This window comes from Streptococcus oralis (assembly GCF_002386345.1).
Taxonomy (GTDB): domain Bacteria; phylum Bacillota; class Bacilli; order Lactobacillales; family Streptococcaceae; genus Streptococcus; species Streptococcus oralis_S.
This window is the reverse complement of record NZ_CP023507.1, coordinates 867402-885717: the sequence shown is the minus strand read 5'-3', so window position 1 is coordinate 885717 and position 18316 is coordinate 867402. Positions and strand designations below refer to the sequence as shown.

General features: G+C 40.7%; 19 protein-coding genes and 1 pseudogene. 1 reads left to right on the top strand and 19 read right to left on the bottom strand.

Features of this window, described 5'->3' with window-relative positions; all coding sequences use genetic code 11:
• Nucleotides 1–11: 11 nt before the first annotated feature.
• The 14 genes and pseudogenes from CO686_RS04415 to eno all read right to left on the bottom strand — a co-directional run bounded on the left by CO686_RS04415 (nucleotide 12) and on the right by eno (nucleotide 12171).
• Entirely contained in the window at nucleotides 12–980 is a 969-nt protein-coding gene (locus CO686_RS04415) for a thiamine pyrophosphate-dependent dehydrogenase E1 component subunit alpha (RefSeq protein ID WP_096753559.1), read from the bottom strand.
• Nucleotides 981–1158: 178 nt separating this feature from the next.
• Complete coding sequence (locus tag CO686_RS04410) at nucleotides 1159–2499, bottom strand: MATE family efflux transporter (RefSeq protein ID WP_070800463.1); 1341 nt, start codon at nucleotides 2497–2499, stop codon at nucleotides 1159–1161.
• Nucleotides 2500–2540: 41 nt separating this feature from the next.
• Entirely contained in the window at nucleotides 2541–3809 is a 1269-nt protein-coding gene (locus CO686_RS04405; protein WP_000924511.1) for a dihydroorotase, read from the bottom strand.
• A gap of 12 nt (nucleotides 3810–3821) precedes the next feature.
• The gene (locus tag CO686_RS04400) at nucleotides 3822–4286 is read right to left on the bottom strand and encodes an NUDIX hydrolase (RefSeq protein WP_001135768.1); all 465 of its coding nucleotides are present in this window, start codon (nucleotides 4284–4286) and stop codon (nucleotides 3822–3824) included.
• Nucleotides 4287–4295: 9 nt separating this feature from the next.
• The gene (locus tag CO686_RS04395) at nucleotides 4296–4949 is read right to left on the bottom strand and encodes a uracil-DNA glycosylase (RefSeq protein ID WP_001164853.1); all 654 of its coding nucleotides are present in this window, start codon (nucleotides 4947–4949) and stop codon (nucleotides 4296–4298) included.
• 119 nt (nucleotides 4950–5068) lie between these two features.
• Nucleotides 5069–5362, bottom strand: coding sequence for a hypothetical protein (locus tag CO686_RS04390; RefSeq protein WP_000448758.1), 294 nt, complete (start codon nucleotides 5360–5362; stop codon nucleotides 5069–5071).
• A 23-nt stretch (nucleotides 5363–5385) separates the two neighbouring features.
• Entirely contained in the window at nucleotides 5386–6078 is a 693-nt protein-coding gene (pynA, locus tag CO686_RS04385; RefSeq protein WP_001146405.1) for a pyrimidine 5'-nucleotidase PynA, read from the bottom strand.
• Nucleotides 6079–6144: 66 nt separating this feature from the next.
• Nucleotides 6145–6561, bottom strand: a complete 417-nt coding sequence (locus tag CO686_RS04380; RefSeq protein WP_000110629.1) for an Imm70 family immunity protein — start codon at nucleotides 6559–6561, stop codon at nucleotides 6145–6147.
• Nucleotides 6562–6647: 86 nt separating this feature from the next.
• A complete protein-coding gene (locus tag CO686_RS04375; protein WP_000504321.1) occupies nucleotides 6648–7151 on the bottom strand; it encodes a hypothetical protein in 504 nt (167 codons plus the stop codon).
• Nucleotides 7152–7437: 286 nt separating this feature from the next.
• Entirely contained in the window at nucleotides 7438–7980 is a 543-nt protein-coding gene (locus CO686_RS04370; RefSeq protein ID WP_002880645.1) for a ClbS/DfsB family four-helix bundle protein, read from the bottom strand.
• A gap of 126 nt (nucleotides 7981–8106) precedes the next feature.
• Nucleotides 8107–9021: a YobF C-terminal domain-containing protein gene (locus CO686_RS04365; RefSeq protein WP_001178523.1), complete on the bottom strand. Its 915-nt coding sequence runs from the start codon at nucleotides 9019–9021 to the stop codon at nucleotides 8107–8109.
• 183 nt (nucleotides 9022–9204) lie between these two features.
• Nucleotides 9205–10041, bottom strand: a pseudogene (locus tag CO686_RS04360) (AraC family transcriptional regulator).
• A 202-nt stretch (nucleotides 10042–10243) separates the two neighbouring features.
• Nucleotides 10244–10738 (bottom strand): YkgJ family cysteine cluster protein, encoded by a 495-nt coding sequence (locus tag CO686_RS04355; protein ID WP_000031464.1) that lies wholly within the window; start codon nucleotides 10736–10738, stop codon nucleotides 10244–10246.
• Between the two features lie 128 nt (nucleotides 10739–10866).
• Nucleotides 10867–12171, bottom strand: coding sequence for a surface-displayed alpha-enolase (eno, locus tag CO686_RS04350; RefSeq protein WP_000022821.1), 1305 nt, complete (start codon nucleotides 12169–12171; stop codon nucleotides 10867–10869).
• 162 nt (nucleotides 12172–12333) lie between these two features.
• Between eno and CO686_RS04345 the strand changes: the two genes are divergently transcribed.
• Entirely contained in the window at nucleotides 12334–12780 is a 447-nt protein-coding gene (locus CO686_RS04345; RefSeq protein ID WP_000131096.1) for a DUF1694 domain-containing protein, read from the top strand.
• On the opposite strand, the gene CO686_RS04340 is transcribed toward CO686_RS04345, so the two are convergent.
• Genes CO686_RS04340 through CO686_RS04320 form a run of 5 tightly spaced genes read right to left on the bottom strand, consistent with a single transcriptional unit; the run spans nucleotide 12777 to nucleotide 18306 of the window.
• A complete protein-coding gene (locus tag CO686_RS04340; RefSeq protein ID WP_096753558.1) occupies nucleotides 12777–13892 on the bottom strand; it encodes a glycerate kinase in 1116 nt (371 codons plus the stop codon). The two genes, CO686_RS04345 and CO686_RS04340, sit on opposite strands and share 4 nt — an antisense overlap.
• Before the next feature lie 9 nt (nucleotides 13893–13901).
• Complete coding sequence (serB, locus tag CO686_RS04335; protein ID WP_000084531.1) at nucleotides 13902–14546, bottom strand: phosphoserine phosphatase SerB; 645 nt, start codon at nucleotides 14544–14546, stop codon at nucleotides 13902–13904.
• Between the two features lie 58 nt (nucleotides 14547–14604).
• Entirely contained in the window at nucleotides 14605–16038 is a 1434-nt protein-coding gene (gene glgA, locus CO686_RS04330; RefSeq protein WP_000697280.1) for a glycogen synthase GlgA, read from the bottom strand.
• Nucleotides 16035–17174 (bottom strand): glucose-1-phosphate adenylyltransferase subunit GlgD, encoded by a 1140-nt coding sequence (glgD, locus tag CO686_RS04325; RefSeq protein ID WP_096753557.1) that lies wholly within the window; start codon nucleotides 17172–17174, stop codon nucleotides 16035–16037. The genes glgA and glgD overlap by 4 nt, the downstream gene beginning before the upstream one ends.
• Complete coding sequence (locus tag CO686_RS04320; protein WP_000787250.1) at nucleotides 17164–18306, bottom strand: glucose-1-phosphate adenylyltransferase; 1143 nt, start codon at nucleotides 18304–18306, stop codon at nucleotides 17164–17166. Before CO686_RS04320 ends, glgD begins: the two co-directional genes overlap by 11 nt.
• Nucleotides 18307–18316 lie beyond the last annotated feature (10 nt).

Here is an 18316-nt window from a genome sequence, read left to right as displayed (position 1 = left end):
TCTCTTTCTCCTTAGTCCGCGTAAATATCTTCAAATGCTGATTCTAGTGGTGGGAATGGGCTTTCTTCTGCAAATTTAACAGAAGCTTCTACTGCTTCCTTGACTTGTGCTTGAATTTCTTCCAATTCTTCTGCACTTGCAATATTGTTTTCAATGAGGTATTTGCGTAGATTTTCGATTGGGTCTTTTTGTTTCCACAATTCCACTTCTTCACGCGTACGATATTTACCAGGGTCAGATGATGAGTGACCAAGCCAGCGATAAGTGATACTTTCGATCAAAACTGGTCCATTGCCACCACGAACATGGTCTACAGCTTTCTTAAATCCTTCATAAACATCGATGACATTGTTTCCATCTTCGATAAACATTCCAGGAATTCCATATGCCGCACTACGTTGATGGATATGCTCCACATTGGTCATTTTCTTGATATCCGCAGAGATCCCATAACCGTTGTTAATGCAGTAGAAAATCACAGGAAGGTTCCAGATAGAAGCCATGTTTACTGCTTCGTGGAAGACACCTTCGTTGGTCGCACCATCTCCAAAGAAGCAAACGACGATTTTTCCAGTGTTTTGCATTTGCTGACTGAGGGCTGCACCGACAGCGATTCCCATACCACCACCTACGATACCATTGGCACCAAGGTTACCAGCATCCAGGTCAGCGATATGCATAGAACCACCTTTTCCTTTACAGGTTCCAGTGTACTTCCCAAGGATTTCAGCCATCATGCCGTTGAGGTCAATCCCCTTAGCGATAGCTTGACCATGGCCACGGTGATTTGAGGTAATCAGATCATCTGGATTAAGAGCCAGCATCGCTCCGACGTTAGCAGCTTCCTCTCCGACAGAAAAGTGAGTCATACCGGGAACTTTCCCCTTTTTCACTAACTGAGCAATTTTTAAGTCCATGCGACGGATTTCTTCCATCTTACGGAACATCTCTAGCAAAAGATTCTTATCTAAAGTTGACATAATCTTGCCTTTCTAACTTTGTACTTACCTTACTATTTTACCTTTTTTAGTATACACTGTCAAAGTATATGGCTATTAAAATTTCACAATATAAAAAAATAAATCCCTGTTAAAACAGGGATTCTCTCTAGTTAGAGCATTATTTCACAAAGTCGTTTATCAGGATATTTTCTTAAAATTAGCTCAATCTTTTCATTACGGTTTTCAAACGCCATTGATACAAACAACCAGAAACAATCAAGCTGGCAATTAACCCAATCCAGTAGGCAAATGCCCCTAAGTCAGTTACTTGATCTAGTAGATATCCTAGAGGTATCGCTACTCCCCAGTATCCGATTAGACCAAGATAGAAAGGAACGATAGTGTCCTTATACCCTCTTAAAATTCCTTGGAGCGGAGCCGCAAAGGTATCAGCTAGCTGGAAAAAGAGACTGTAGGTTAGAAATACAGCAGTTGTTTCAATGAAGTGAGAGTCATTCCCATATAGACTTGCTACACGATCTCTAAAAATGTAGAGAAAAGATAGGGTAAGACCTGCAAAAATAAGGGCGGTTACTCTCCCCAGACGAGCATAGATTTTTGCATCCTCAAAACGTTTGGCCCCCACCTCGTAAGACACAACAATCGCCATAGCAGAGGAAATACTCATAGGAAAAGCATACATGAGACTCGAAAAATTCATAGCTGACTGGTGACTGGCAATGATGAGCGATGAAAACTTAGCCATGATTAGTCCAACCACGGAGAAAATGGCTACTTCAGCAAATACGGTTCCCCCGATTGGTAGACCTAATCGAACACCTTCCTTGATTTTATCTATATTTAGTGGAATGCGTTTTTCAAGATGTAACGCTTTTAACCTTTCTTGTTTGAATAAAACAAGAATAGAAATCCCCAATAAAACCCAATAGGCTAGTGAAGTTCCTAGTCCTGCTCCTGCGCCACCAAGCTCAGGGAAACCGAAAGCTCCATATATCAAGAGATAGTTAAAACCACTATTGAGCGGAAGTAATAGGAGCATGAGGTACATAGATAGCTTGGTCAATCCAAGAGAATCCAACAAAGAGCGAATGACACTGAACAGCAACAAGGGAATAATTCCAATAGACAGGTACCAAAGATAGGAAACTGCAACTGCCGCCACTTGAGCTTCTAGTCCGATGTTGGTTAAGACAGGTGGCGCTAAGAATACTACCATTCCAAGCAAGACCAAAGACAGTCCGAAAGCCAAGTAGATAAATTGGTAAAAATCAGATGCTACTTCTTCCTTTTTGCCCCGTCCCAGATGATGGCCTATGATGGGAACCATGGCCGAAACAATCCCTGTTAAAAAAGTAAAGAAAGGATTCCATAGACTCGTTGCGGTTGACACCCCCGCCAAGTCCATGGTATTGTACTGCCCAGTCATGGTTGTATCAACAAAAGAGGCAGAATAATTGGCAAATTGATAGATCAGAATAGGGAAAAATATCTTAAGAAATAAGACAAACTTGTCTTTAAATTGATGGGTTGGATACATATACGCTCTCTATTCTTATAGTTTCTAGAGCAGAATCCCATCTAGTTTTGGTAGACAATTTGTCCCTTGCAGATGGTATATTTAACCTGCCCTTTTAAAGTTTCACCGATAAATGGGGAATTAGCTGCTTTTGACGCAAAATGGGAGTCCACAAGGCGGTCAGCCTTAGCGTCAAAGATAGTGATATCCGCTGGACCATTCTCAGCCAAGTAACCTGCTTCAAAGTTGTAAAGCTTGGCTGGATTGACAGTCATTTTTTCTAGCAATTCCATCAAGCTCAACTCACCAGCTTCCACCAAATAAGTCAAACCAAGAGAAAGAGAGGTTTCCAAACCTGTCATACCAGATGGTGCTTTGGTGATATCTTCAACATTTTTCTCATCTGCATGGTGAGGCGCGTGGTCCGTTGCGATAACTGTGATAACACCTGACTTGAGACCTTCGATAACGGCACGACGGTCTGACTCCAAACGAAGTGGAGGATTCATTTTGGCATTGCTTCCTTGAGTTAAAAGAAGAGCTTCTGTCTTAGAGAAATGCTGTGGCGCTACTTCTGCTGTGACCTGCGCACCTAGTCCTTGAGCAAACTCCACCACCTTGACACTTTCTTCCTTAGACAAATGCTGAATGTGAACATGGGCCTTGGTTGCATAGGCAATCATAACATCGCGCGCAATCATAGCGTACTCAGCCACTCCTGTCGCTCCACAGATATGGAAATGTTCTTTAGCGATGTTTTCGTTAAAGCCAAGAATTCCATTCAAACCTGGATCTTCCTCATGAAGGCAGATAAAGGTATTGAGTTTTTTGGCTTCTACCATTGCTTCCTTAACCACTTTACTACTTTCAAGCGGAATTCCATCATCTGAAAAACCAACGGCTCCAGCTTCTAAAAGAGCCTTAAAGTCTGTCAAGTCTTGGCCATTAAAGTTCTTGGTAATAGTCGCAACTGTCTTGACGTTAATCTTTTCCTTGGCAGCAGACTGGAGAACTTCTTTCAAAGTCTCTACGTCCGAAATGGTTGGACTAGTATTAGCCATCATGACAACGGTTGTAAAGCCACCTGCAGCGGCTGCTAGGGCCCCAGTATGAATGTCTTCTTTATGAGTTTGACCAGGTTCACGGAAATGAACATGGATATCGACTAGTCCAGGCGCAACAACAAGGCCCGTAGCATCAATTAGCTCTGCTCCTTCTTCCTTGATTTCGGCAGCTATTTTGACAATTTTCCCATCTTGCACTAAAACATCACACACTTGATCCAAACCAGACTTGGGATCCATTACACGACCATTTTTGATTAGTAGCATCTGCTTTCTCCTTTATTCATAGAAATCAACTTGGGTATCCAACAATTTATCCCCATCATAAACAAACTTTGCTGAAAAGAAAGGTTTATCTTCTAAAAGCCACTCAACAAAGGTGTGATCACCCTCCCAAGTTGGCTTGCTTAAGACTTCATCATAGGGAACCCATTCTAAGGTCCCCTCATTGCAGTCAATCAAGTCACCCTCGAACTCTGTCACCTTAAAAACATAGGTGTACCAGTCTAAATCTGGCGTAAATTCAGGAAAAGTGATAACACCTTTAAGTACTGGCTTGGCTTTGAGCCCTGTTTCTTCGAGGATTTCACGCGCTGCACATTCCTGTGGAGTCTCACCTCGCTCTAGCTTTCCACCCACACCAATCCATTTGCCTTCATGGACATCGTTGGGCTTCTTATTGCGATGGAGCATGAGCAGTTCTTTTCCGTTATCAATGTAGCAAATCGTCGCTAACTGAGGCATATTCTCTCCTTATCTAAACCAATCGATTGGCACTTGTCCTGTCTCTTTTAAGAATGCATTGGCCTTGGAAAAAGGCTTGGAACCCCAAAATCCTCTATAAACCGATAAAGGACTAGGATGGGCTGATTCGATAACCAAGTGGTGAGGATTGGTAACCAAGGCCTTCTTCTTGCGTGCATAAGCACCCCAGAGTACAAAGACTACAGGTCTGTCTAGATTATTGACAACCCGAATCACAGCATCTGTAAATGGCTCCCATATCTGCCCAGCATGACCATTGGCCTGCCCAGCAGGAACCGTCAAGCAAGCATTGAGAAGCAAGACTCCCTGCTCAGCCCAAGACGTCAAATCATGAGATTTCTTAACGCCGATATCATCTGACAATTCTTTTAAAATGTTTTGCAAGGACGGCGGAGCTGGGATTGAGTCAGGTACAGAAAAACTCAAACCCTGCGCTTGACCTGGCCCGTGATAGGGGTCTTGCCCTAGAATCACCACCTTCACTTCTTCAAGCGGTGTAGTCAAGAGAGCCTGAAAAACTTTTTCCTTAGGTGGATAAACAGTTCCCTGAGCATAGACCTGTTCCATAAATTGATTGATTTTCCCAAAATAACCTTCAGGTAATTGCTCCTTAATCAAAGCATGCCATGATGAGTGTTGCATCGCCAACTCCTTCATTTTTACTGCCTCTATTATAGCAAAAAGTGGCTATCTAAACCACTTTTTACAGTTCTTATATATACTGTTATTGACCCTATTATTTGACATTAGTATTTACAGTATCAATCAGCCATTAAAAACTTTTCAATCATATCAATAGCATAGGAAAGTTGATTATTTACAGACTTCATCCGTTCAAAATTAGCGTCCATATAGTAGAGTTCAGATAAACCACCCCTAGGGAGAAAGAGTGAATAGTGGATATTCATCTTCTCTCGAGTACTTAACTCTATATGATTGCTTATGATATACTTTAACTCTTTTAACGAATTTACTTGAGCAACCACACCTTTTAACTGATACTGCTCGATGAGGTTTAGTAAATTGTCAATCTCTTCAATGACTTTAGTTTCCATATCATCCCCTCTTAGGAAAAGCACTACATAGCATCCAAATAATCCAGCAATTCTTGGTAAGAATGAACTTCATAAGTCGGCTGGGCTTGCGTCTTATTTTCCAGATGATGGGGATTGTACCAGATAGTACCAATACCAGCATTATTACCACCTTGAATGTCGGCGGTTAGAGAATCTCCAATCATTAGTGTCATTTCTTTATCAAATCCAGCAATCTCTTGACCGATTTTTTCATAGAATAGTGCATCAGGTTTTTGAGTTTGTAATTGCTCGGAGATGAAAACTTGATTGAAATAGGGAGCCAGACCTGATTGAGCCAAGCGCCCTGTCTGAATGGCAGTAATGCCATTTGTCGCAGCGTATAGCTCATAATCTCTTTCGATAAGGCTGTCCAAGAGTTCATGAGCACCCGAAAGAGTTTGTCCCTGCTGAGCGAGATAAAATTGGTAACGCTGGGCAAGTAACCTACCGTCTTTTTCCTGTCCAAAATGGGCAAATAAACGAGAAAAGCGCGTGTTAACCAGCTCTTGTTTACTGATTTTCTTTTGTTCCAAGTCCTTCCAGAAAGCCTTGTTCATAGGAACGTAGTAGTCTTTATAAGCCTGAATATCCACAACTCCTTCTTCCTTTAGAAGTTGCGTCAAAGCCACATCCTCAGCAGCATCAAAATCAAGCAAGGTGTGATCAAGGTCGAAGAGTAGAAATTTGTAGGGCATTGAGTTTCCTTTCTGAAAATTCATTAAGAATATTATAGCATAAATGAACCTTTGATTTATTGAGTTTCAAATACTTTTTACACTCACATTTTGACCGTGCTCAAGTGCAAATCTAAAACTAGTCAGCAAAACTTCGAATGAATCTTTTCCGGAACTAGTTATGAAATAATGCGATAAATTTGTTATATGCTCTGCGATATTATTTCCCCAAGGAGGAGTGAGTGACAAATCTTCAAAATCCCATATAACATCCTGAGGGAGAAATTTTTTCAACTCCTCTTGGATAGATACCAACTCAGCTATTCCACTCTCAACAGATTCAAAAGGAACATCTCCCCAGTAAAGCTTATTCATTATTACTGGGTATCTACTTCCCCACTGATTATTCTCTAAGCGAACATAAATAGTCGAAAAGAATGAATTAAAAAGACTCCCTTCTCCTATAGTCCACCAATTATAACCAACCATTAACCCTACAGACATAGATATTCTCCTATTCATTTTTAATATTATTTAACGTCAACTAAAGTTTTATACTGATAGTCTCTAAAACATACATTCATTCTCCCCTACCCCAACTCCTTGGCTATTCTGCTTTTTTCAAGTTTTCCCTTAACAATTCGTTTCCATAAAACAAGTAGATTCAAACTATAAGATAAGCGTAGGAGGAAATAATTAATCCATTCGATAAGGGCAAAAAGCTGTATTAGTGTGGCTATAATAGCCACTCGAACACTCTGGGTGTTCCAGACTATAAAAGGAAAGCCTGAAATAAGTAAAACAAGGTCTAGTATTCTGAAACAACCATATAGTTTGGGAACAGTTCCACTTCCGAACTGAGGTTTCGACAGTCTTCTAATCAAAATCGCCCAATAGGTCGAGCCTTGAAGCAATATAAATGTCAGTAAAGATAAAGGATAGAGAATGGTAATTAGACTCATCCAATCACCAAGACGATTTTTCAAAAGGAAAAAACACAACCAAAAGGATAGGATGGCTGTAAGCTCTCCCAAACAGAGGGACACCAACTCTTTTCTAACTTTCTCTTTTTTTATGCTCATCATCTCACCCATCTATCTATCATCCTATATCAGAAAAAAAGCTATTCGAATCATTTTCTAGTCAACATTTCTCAGAATCAAGGCATTCTAAGCGTCGAACTGCTCAATCCCTTTAATATCCGTGTGATTCGAAACTTAGAATTGCATTGATATAAATGTTTTGGTGCTATTCTAAGTTTATGACAAACCTAAATTTTAATTTTAGAAGGATTCTAAAGCTAGAATGGCTCTAAAATCACGAGAAATATGCTATTCGAAACTTAGAAGAACCTTTTTCTAAACTTCATACTCACTTTAACTAGTAGGACTTACAATTCTTCTGATGAGCTTTGAGTTTTTTCAGAGCCCAGTCATAGTGACTGGAGATGGCACTGACAAAGTAGGAACCTAGACTTGTTCCTCCCGTCCACTTATAGACACCTTTTGTGAACAATTCGTCATTGATGAAGCCTTCCATCAACTCTAAAACCTCTTTATGCGATTGATTGAGGAGTTTGGTCGCTTCTTCTAAGGACGTTCTCTGGTGCTTCTTCCAAAAAGCGACATTCATTTCCCCATAAGTTTTCCAATTATAAGGTTCAGGGAGAAAAGGTCTTTCATGACCCTTTTGATTGGAATGTACCCAGGTTAAAAGTAACTGATGCCATTCATAGAGATGGATCAGGACATCCCGTAGATTTTTATCTCTATTCCAGTGAGCTTCTTTTTTCTTTTGGTCTTTTGAAAAATCAAAAGGAGTCTGTAGCTCCTCTTCACTTAGCAGAGAAATTAAGAGATTAAGTTTTTCATAGTTTTCCTTAGAGGCTAACACTAGCTCCTCTTTCGTTCTCGGTCTAGGCATAGGAGTTCTCCCTTCATTTTCAACTAGAATAAGCTATTTTGTTACTTCATTATACCATAATCAAAAAGCAGTTCTTCATTTTACGAACAACTGCTTTTACTAACTATTTTTTTATGCTTATAGTCACTAGTTTACATATAAATCTCTAAAGCGACCATCCACTTCTGCTATCTGATAGAGCAAGTGGGCTAGTTCTTGGTAATCTTCTTTTAAACATGAAAGATGGGCTTGACCAAATAGAGTAGCCAATTCTTCTTTTAATCTTGCCCCTTCTGGATCATGGTCTTTTAAGAATTTACTGAGATAGAGATTTCGAACAGCAGCAAGTTTAAAGCTGAAATACTGATGCAATTGTTTTTGCTCCGTATTTAAGCCGTTTTCAGCAACTGCTTTTGCATAACATTCCAAAACACCGTTTTGGCCATTCAGATATCTGTTCTTCATAATCCTTGCTGTTTCCTGATAGATTTCAGTCTGACTAGGACTCCTGACCTTCTTAAAATTTCCCCACATGGAGTAGGCTCCGCGCTTATAGTCAATAGCCTCTGCCTTCCATGCTTCTAGTATGTCATTAAAAGCAACCTTCATACAGGCAAAACCAGCTGGATCATGCAAATAGAGGTGCTGATGATCAATGCCATACACGGTTACGAAGTGATCCACACCATAAAGGATTGTGTGATTGGGATTGTAAGTCAGATGGCCCATATCAAGAGGTCCCAGAACGACAGGTCCATTTGACAGAAATGTTTCCAACTTTCTTTTAACCTCTTCCAAATCTACTTCCGCGCCATCTTTTAGATAGAAGTCCTCATAGTCAAACCCAAGTATTTTTAAGGAATGAGAGATGGAAAGATCTGGCATTCCATTATCAAAAAATACTAGAGGGTGCTCCTCATCTTCCTTTACGATACTAGCTCCATTTCCCATCACCATAATTGCCTCTAAAAACTCTGCTTTAAAGTCATAGCCATAGCCATCCAGTGCCATTGCCAATGAATAACTATAGCAAAGTGACACATCTCCAAAATACATCTGCATATTCCTACCTCCTTATCTTCTATGGGACTATTATACCGAGAAAACTATTCGCATGCCCCATAAAATCCAAACAAAAAATATGGTTTGTTTGTTTACAGACATGAATGTCAACAATTAAAAACTCTGTAAAAGCTATCTTCTACAGAGTTTGATTTGCATCTTTATAAAAAATCAGAAAATGATCTAGTCCCTGATGACTGGTATCCAGAGTTCCATTTGGTAGTCTGAGGACGACATATCTCCTTTGAAATAAACTTCAAAGTCTGGGGCTCCTGAGTGGCGATAGCCAGTTTCTGGAAAAAAGACCTCTAAGACATATTTCCAAGCATTGTGAATGCTAGCAGGTATAGGGCCTTTGACTGGTACGATAGCATATTCAGCGGCTGGGATATCTTTGATGGACAGACCTAGTTCTTCTGCTTTAGTTTTATCCGTCACATCATAAGCAGCCATATAGTTGATGATTTCGCCTTCTTTGACATCCGAGCAGACGCCAAAAGATTGGCCACTGCCTAGACTCTCTAGGCTTTCAAAGCTGTGATGGGCATAGAGATGCTCCCAAGCAGACGGGCATTTGCTATTGTCAATAGCTTCCAATAGGACGCCTGCCACGGTAAAAGCAGGTTTCTTTTGAATCTTGATATCCATGTTCTTTCCTCCTGTGATTTTTAAGGATAATTGAAGTCTAGGAAAGATCCGATAAGGTTTTCCTTTTCGAACTTCTGAGGGAGTTGCACCATGGAATTTCTTGAAGGCTGTGCTGAAGGCGTCAGCAGACTCATAGCCGTATTTCATTGCTATGTTAATGACTTTCTCAGTGCTTTCCCGCAAGTCCATCACAGCCTCTGACAACCTGCGATTGCGCAAGTATTCTGCTAATGTCATATCTGCCAGGATAGAAAATAGCCTGCTAAAGAGAGAGTAAGAATAGCCCGATAGCTACTGAAATCTTTTCATATCCACTTCTCCAGTCAGTTGCTGCTCCAAATAATCCATGGTTTGATTGAATTGATGCATCATATTCTTCTTTTCTTACCTCCATAAGATACAAAGGTCATTAAAAGCAAAGTGAAAATGGGAAAATTATCGCTGGTTCTTCTGATTCTAGGTAATTTTTTCTTTTTCGCATAGCTTTTAGTCCGTGTTCAATTCTATCTATATTCTAACAAATACAGGATACTTCCACCCTAGAATCTTTGTACAAGATTTAAAGGTGTAAATTCTATAACTTATCTTTTAATTTCTCAACAAAGAGATAGGCTGCAGGGCAGGTCAAGGTATTCTTAATCGTCAAATGATTAATTTGATGGATCTTTTTCCGATCTGTATGGGGGAATTCACGACAGGCCTTGGGACGAACATCATAGATGCAGCAGAGATTGTCTCCTCCTAGAAAGGGGCAAGGCATGGATTTGAAAACTTTATCCCCATCTTCATCCACCTGAAGGAATTCCGCTTCAAAAGCCGGTAATTTCATCTTAAAGTACTTAGCGATACGGGTGATATCTGCTTCTTTAAAGTCGGGCCCCAAAGTCTTGCAACAGTTGGCACAGGCAGTGCAATCAATCTCAGCAAAGACTTCTTGGTGAATCTGCTGCGCAATCTTATCTAAGTTTTTAGGAGGTTTTTTCTTTAGATTAGCTAACACTTTGCGGTGGTCCTTCTGCTTTTGCAAGGCTAGCTGATGGTAATACTCAATATCAATCTCTTTAGACATAATTTCTTCCTAATACAAGTGTTTTTGTCTATTATACCATAAACTCTGCCCCTTTCTTATCCCCTTGAACAGAAAAAAGCCCTTCGGAAAAAATCCGAGGGGCTTCAAACCTTGTTCACTGAACTAGATTATTTTTTAAGGTTGTAGAATGATTTCAATCCACGGTATTCAGCTACTTCACCAAGTTGGTCTTCGATGCGAAGCAATTGGTTGTATTTAGCGATACGGTCTGTACGTGAAAGTGAACCAGTCTTGATTTGTCCTGCGTTTGTTGCAACTGCGATGTCAGCAATTGTTGAATCTTCAGTTTCACCTGAACGGTGTGATACAACTGCAGTGTAACCAGCTTCTTTCGCCATTTCGATAGCATCGAATGTTTCAGTAAGTGTACCGATTTGGTTAACTTTAATAAGGATTGAGTTAGCAGCACCTTCTGCAATACCTTTTTCAAGGTAAGAAGTGTTTGTTACGAAGAAGTCGTCACCAACCAATTGAACTTTACCACCAAGACGTTCAGTAAGAGCTTTCCAACCGTCCCAGTCGTTTTCGTCCATACCATCTTCGATAGTGATGATTGGGTATTTGTTTACCAATTCTTCAAGGTAGTCGATTTGTTCTGCAGCAGTACGTACAGCAGCGCCTTCACCTTCGAATTTAGTGTAGTCGTAAACTTTACGTTCTTTATCGTAGAATTCTGATGAAGCACAGTCAAATCCGATAAATACGTCTTTACCAGGAACATATCCAGCAGCTTCGATCGCAGCAAGGATAGTTTCAACACCGTCTTCAGTTCCTTCGAAACGAGGAGCGAATCCACCTTCGTCACCTACGGCTGTTTCAAGACCACGAGATTTAAGGATTTTCTTAAGAGCGTGGAAGATTTCAGCACCCCAACGAAGAGCTTCTTTGAATGATGGTGCACCAGCAGGTACGATCATGAATTCTTGGAAAGCGATTGGAGCGTCAGAGTGAGAACCACCGTTGATGATGTTCATCATTGGAGTTGGAAGAACTTTAGTGTTGAATCCACCAAGGTAGCTGTAAAGTGGGATTTCAAGGTAGTCAGCAGCAGCACGAGCTACAGCGATAGACACACCAAGAATTGCGTTTGCACCCAATTTACCTTTGTTAGGAGTACCGTCAAGTGCGATCATAGCACGGTCGATAGCTTGTTGGTCACGTACATCGTAGCCGATGATTGCTTCAGCAATGATGTTGTTTACGTTGTCAACAGCTTTTTGTGTACCAAGACCACCGTAACGAGATTTGTCACCGTCGCGAAGTTCAACTGCTTCGTGTTCACCAGTAGAAGCTCCTGATGGAACCATACCACGTCCGAAAGCACCTGATTCAGTATAAACTTCTACTTCAAGTGTTGGGTTACCGCGTGAGTCTAGGACTTCGCGAGCGTAAACATCAGTAATAATTGACATTTTTTACTCTCCTTTGAGTTAAATTTTTTACACCTCTATGATACCTTAAAAATAAGCGTTTTTCAAGAAAAAACGTTATCTTTGTGCAAATTTTCCTTAACTTTATAAAGTAATCGCTTTCTTTTATCTGTTTTCTTGCGATTTTTGTGATATACTGTTTTTATGACAGATTTATCAAAACAACTACTAGAAAAAGCTCATGGTGGGCCGAAATTAAACCCTGACGAACAACGCCGCTATCTCGGCACTTTCGAGGAAAGAGTTCTTGGCTACGCGGATATCAGTACTGCCAATAGTCCTGAATTAGAACATGGATTTTTCTCTATTTTAGAGGGTTTTCAAGAAAAGGTAGAGGCACTTTTTGTGAAGATTTCACCAAATATCGAGTTTGACAAACAGGTCTTTTACTTAAAGCAAGCAAAGGAAAGCAACTGTCAGGCGACTATTGTTTCAGATGATCATATCACCTCTCCTTTCGGTCTTGTCATTCATACAAATGAACCTGTTCAAGTAGAAGAAAAGGACCTTAGACTTGCATTTTCAAGTCTTTGGGAGGAGAAAAAGGCTGAGCCACCTAAAAAATCCATCTGGAAAAAATGGTTTGGTTAATGATTTCTCATGTTTAATAAACGGCCAATATTAGTAGCTGTGTGCTCCAAATAGAGACTTGTATTTTTCAAACTATCTTCCAAAGGTTCACTTTTCTCTAAAATAGAAAAGACAGCTTGTATATTTTCGAATGGTAGGGAAGGTAAATCCTCAGAAAGACTACCACAAATAGCAATAACAGGAACTCCGTTAGGGGTTCTTTTTGCTACTCCCATAGGAGCTTTTCCAACAAAGCTTTGACTGTCCAGTCTGCCTTCTCCAACGATAACCAAGTCTGCCCCTGCAACTTTCTTATCAAAATCAATCAAATCTAAACAAGTGTCAATTCCAGATACGATAGTGGCCTCAGCAAAGGAACAGAGCCCAGCCGCAATCCCACCGCCGGCTCCTGCTCCATTGAGAGACAGGGTTGATGGTGAAAATTTTTCATAGAACTCCTGTATAGCCAGATCTACTGTCTCAAACAAAGCAGGATCCAAGCCCTTTTGTTTTCCAAATGTATAGGTCGCTCCTTGATGACCACATAAAGGGCTCACGACATCTGCTAAAATGCGGATTTTCACATCTTCAGGAATCCTATACAACTCGCTGTCTGAAACTGACTCAAACTCAAGCAAAGTCTGACCGCAAGCTGGCAATTCTTTTCCATTCTTATCATAAAAGTGATAACCCAAAGCAGCTGCAATGCCAATTCCACCATCATTACTAGCCGTACCACCTACACCGATGTAGATTTCTTTCATACCTTGATCAATAAGATGGCGGATCAATTCTCCGATACCGCGAGTTTGGATGTGGAGAGGGTTTCGTTTCTCCTGCGGAATCTTTCCAAGACCAACCAAGTTAGCAACTTCAAAGAGCGCTATTTGATCTTTATAAAAGTAGCGCATGGCTTCTTTTAGCCCAAAAGGTCCTGTCACTTGGAACCATTTTTCTTCGAGGTCAAGCGAATGTCGAAGCGCATCTACAGTTCCTTCCCCACCATCGCCAACAGGGCAAAGCAGACATTCTACATCTGCTATCGATTTTTGGAATCCTCTTTTTATAGCTTGAGCGACCTCTTCTGCCGTCAAACTTTCTTTAAAAGAATCGGGTGCAATTACAATTTTCATAGTTCCCTCTCATTCTAAGAAATCAATCAAAGGTAGAACTTCCAAAAAATCCCTCGTATCTACATGACAAGCTATCTCTGTTTTTACGACCTCTTTGGCACAAAATGCAATACCACGTCCTGCTGACTTTAACATCAAGAGGTCATTGGCACCATCACCGATGGCAATCGTTCTTTCTTTGGGAAGTTCTAATTCCTTTCTCCATCTCTCAAGAGTAGCTTTTTTTACTTGACCTGTCACAATTTCACCAACTGATTTTCCTGTTAAAAAACCGTCTTTGACTTCCAACTGGTTGGCGGAGAAATAGGAAATACCAAGGGATTTTGCTAATCTTTCAACTATTGGTGTAAAGCCACCAGACACTAGACCGACTAGAATGCCCTTCTTTTGAAGTATGGAGATAAATTCTTGAGCATTCTTGGACAGATGAATGGATTTGAAGACAGTATCAAAGACCGAAACCGGAAGGCCTTTTAACAAAGCTACCCTCGCTCGTAAACTTGTTTCAAAGTCCAGTTTGCCTCGCATTGCCTGGCTTGTAATCTGCGATATTTCTTCTTCACAACCTGCTTCTTTTCCTAAAAGGTCAATCACCTCTTCTGCTATCAGGGTGCCGTCAACGTCCATGACACAGAGCCCCATTACTTGAGACATAAACTTTCCTTTCTAAACAGCCCAAAAATCGTATGAAAGAATCATACGATTTTATCTATTAGTTGACTAAACTATGGTACAAGTCAAGGTAAGATTTGCAGGCTGTATCCCATGAGAAATCACATTCCATAGCTTGTTTTTGTAGATTTCTCCAAACTTCCGGCTGGTACTTATAAACATCCAAGGCTGTTTGGAAACTCCAGTTAAGCCAGTATGGTGTTAAATTGTCAAAGCTAAATCCAGTTCCAGTTCCTTCGATTGGATTGAAGGATTGAACAGTGTCACGCAAGCCACCCACTTCATGAACCAATGGTAGAGTTCCATAGCGCATCGCCATCATTTGAGACAAGCCACATGGTTCAAAACGACTTGGCATGAGGAAGAGATCACAAGCTGCGTAGATTTCTTGAGCAAGTTTGACGTCAAAAGTGATATTGGCTGATAGCTTGTCAGGATAGACTTGCGCAAACCATGAGAAGGAATGTTCAAAAGCAGGATCACCTGTTCCTAAAAGAACGATTTGAACGTCCTCTTGCAAGAAACGATGCAAGCTTTCAACAACAACATCAAAGCCTTTTTGGCGTGTCAAACGAGAGACAATCCCAACTAGAGGAACATCTGGTCTCACAGGCAACCCAACTCTCTCTTGCAGTTTTGCTTTGTTTTGAGCTTTTCCAGACAAATCTTCTTTATCAAAATGATAGTCTAAAAGTGGGTCTGTTTGAGGATTATAAAGATCTGCGTCAATACCATTAACTATACCTGAAACCTTACCTGACTCCATGCGAAGAATCTGGTCCAAACCGCAACCAAACTGACTGGTCATAATCTCATGCGCATAGCTAGGAGAAACGGTTGAGACACGATCCGCGTAGAGAATACCTGCTTTCATCCAGTTAAGACAATCATTCCAGCGAAGGGTTCCATCAGCATAGCGTTCAAAGCCAACACCGAATAAATCCCACAACATTCCTTCAGAAAATTGACCTTGAAATTCCAAATTATGAATGGTTAAAACGGTTCTGATTCCTTGATATGCTTGAATCCAATGGTACTTTTCTTTTAACAAGAAGGGAATCATGGCTGTGTGATAGTCATGAACATGGAGAAGGTCAGGGATAAAGCTGATGCGTTCCATGGCTTCAAGAGCGGCCAGTTGGAAAAAGGCAAAGCGTTCACCGTCGTCAAAATCACCGTACACATGACCACGGAAGAAATAATACTGATTATCAATGAAGTAGAAAGTAACCCCATTCAAGACCGTTTTCTTAATACCACAGTACTGTCTACGCCATCCTACACTAACTTCAAAGTGGAGAACATCCTCGATCTGGTCACCGAACTTAGCTTCTACCATATCATAATAAGGCAAGAAAACTGCAACTTCGTGCCCCGCTTTTACAAGTGATTTGGGAAGTGCGCCAATGACATCGCCCAAACCACCTGTTTTTGAAAAGGGTGCTCCTTCTGCCGCTACAAATAAAATTTTCATGAATAAATATCCTCTGTTACTGTTTCACCCTTCTTCACTACAACTGGATGTTCTGCTGTGCCTCGAATGACAACACCGTCCGCAACCTCAACTCCCTTGTCTAGAATGGCAAATTCAACTTGGGCACCTTGCCCAATCACAACACGAGGGAATAAAATGCTGTCCTTCACCACACTATCTTTGTGAACATAAATGTTACGAGATAGGACTGACTGAACTACTTGACCCTCAATGATACTACCAGAAGCAAACTGAGAAGTACTTACTTTTGAAGTATTCGCATAGTAGGTTGGTTCTTCATTCTTAACTTTGGTATAAATCTTTTGATTTGGTGAGAAAAGTGAGTAGAACTTTTTAGATTCAAGCATATCAATATTTGCTTGATAATAAGACTGAACAGAATGAATGTTTGCTAAGTAGCCTGTGTATTCGTATGCAAAAGCACCTTCTTTTACAGCCAAATCGCGAAGAACATAGCGCAACTTTTCAGGATATTCTTTCTGAGCCTCTTCTTCAAGTCGTTCAATCAACCAAGGAGTGTCCACAACAAAGATATCTGTAGACATGTTGAAGAGTTCATCCGTAGATTTATTATCAAAGAGTTTGTGCGAACGAACATGGTCAGTTTCATCGATTTCCAAAATAGCATTCACATCTGAAATGTCTTTCTTTGGAAGTTTCTTATATACAACTGTGATCGGACCTTTTGTTGTATTGTGTAGGTGGAAAACTTGATTCAAGTCAATATTCACCAGCACATCGCAGTTAATCGAAACGGTTTGGTTTGAACCTGAACGTCTCAAGTAGGTGAGAAGCTGTTGGTAATACTCTTTTCCAACTGTACTACTTTCAACACGAGTATTGTAAATTCCTAGATAGTAGTGACTTAGAAGGGTTGACAAGCCCCATTCACGACCTGAACGGATATGGTCGAAAACTGAGCTGATATTATCTTGTTGGAAAATACCAAAGATACTACGAACACCTGCATTTGCAAGACTGGAAAGGGAGAAGTCAATCAAACGGTATTTCCCACCGAAAGGCAAGCTAGCTACCGGACGGTGTTCTGTTAACGTTGACATATCATGAAAACCAACTGTGTTTCCTAAAATGGCTGAATATTTATCAATCTTCATCTGTTGCTACCCCCACTACTTCATTGTATCCTACTACTTGTACTTCGTCAGTTCCGTCAATTTCTACGCCGTCTGCAATAATGGCACCCTCACCAATGATGGCACGAGTAATCTTTGCTCCATGCCCAATAATAGCTCCACTCATGATGACAGAATCAACGACCTCGGCACCTTCACGTACTTGTGCTTCTGTTGAAAGAATCGAACGTTTAACAGTTCCATCTACAAAACAGCCATCCACAACCAATGAATCTTCAACATGTGCATGCGCACCAAAGTAGTTTGGTGGTGAAATCAAGTTTCTTGAGTAAATTTTCCACTGACGATTGCGACTATCCAAGGCGTTTTCTGGCGAAATGTACTCCATATTGGCTTCCCAAAGTGACTCAATCGTACCAACATCTTTCCAATAGCCATTAAATTCATAAGCATAGACACTTTCACCAGACTCGAGATAGTTAGGAATAACGTTCTTACCGAAGTCAGACATATCGACGTTGCTCTTTTCAGCAGCTACAAGCATATTGCGAAGCCGTTTCCAGTCAAAGATATAAATCCCCATAGAAGCCTTTGTAGACTTAGGTTGCGCAGGTTTTTCTTCGAATTCAACGATACGGTTATTGGCATCTGTATTCATGATACCAAAACGGCTAGCTTCTTTGAGAGGTACGTCTAGGACAGCTACTGTCAAACTGGCATTGTTATCCTTGTGGGACTGAAGCATATCATCGTAGTCCATCTTGTAGATGTGGTCACCAGAAAGAATCAAAACATACTCTGGATTAACACTGTCGATGTAGTCAATGTTTTGGTAGATAGCGTGACTAGTCCCTTCAAACCAACGGTTTCCTTCGCTGGCTGAATAAGGTTGTAAAATAGAGACACCTGAATTGATACCATCCAATCCCCAGCTAGAACCATTTCCGATATGGTTATTCAAAGCAAGAGGTTGGTATTGCGTAATCACACCAACATTATGGATTCCAGAGTTTGCACAGTTGGAAAGAGCAAAGTCAATGATACGGTAGCGCCCACCGAATTGCACTGCCGGTTTGGCAATGCTTTGAGTGAGTTTTCCGAGACGTGTTCCTTGCCCACCCGCAAGGATCAAAGCTAGCATTTCATTCTTCATTTTCTACTCC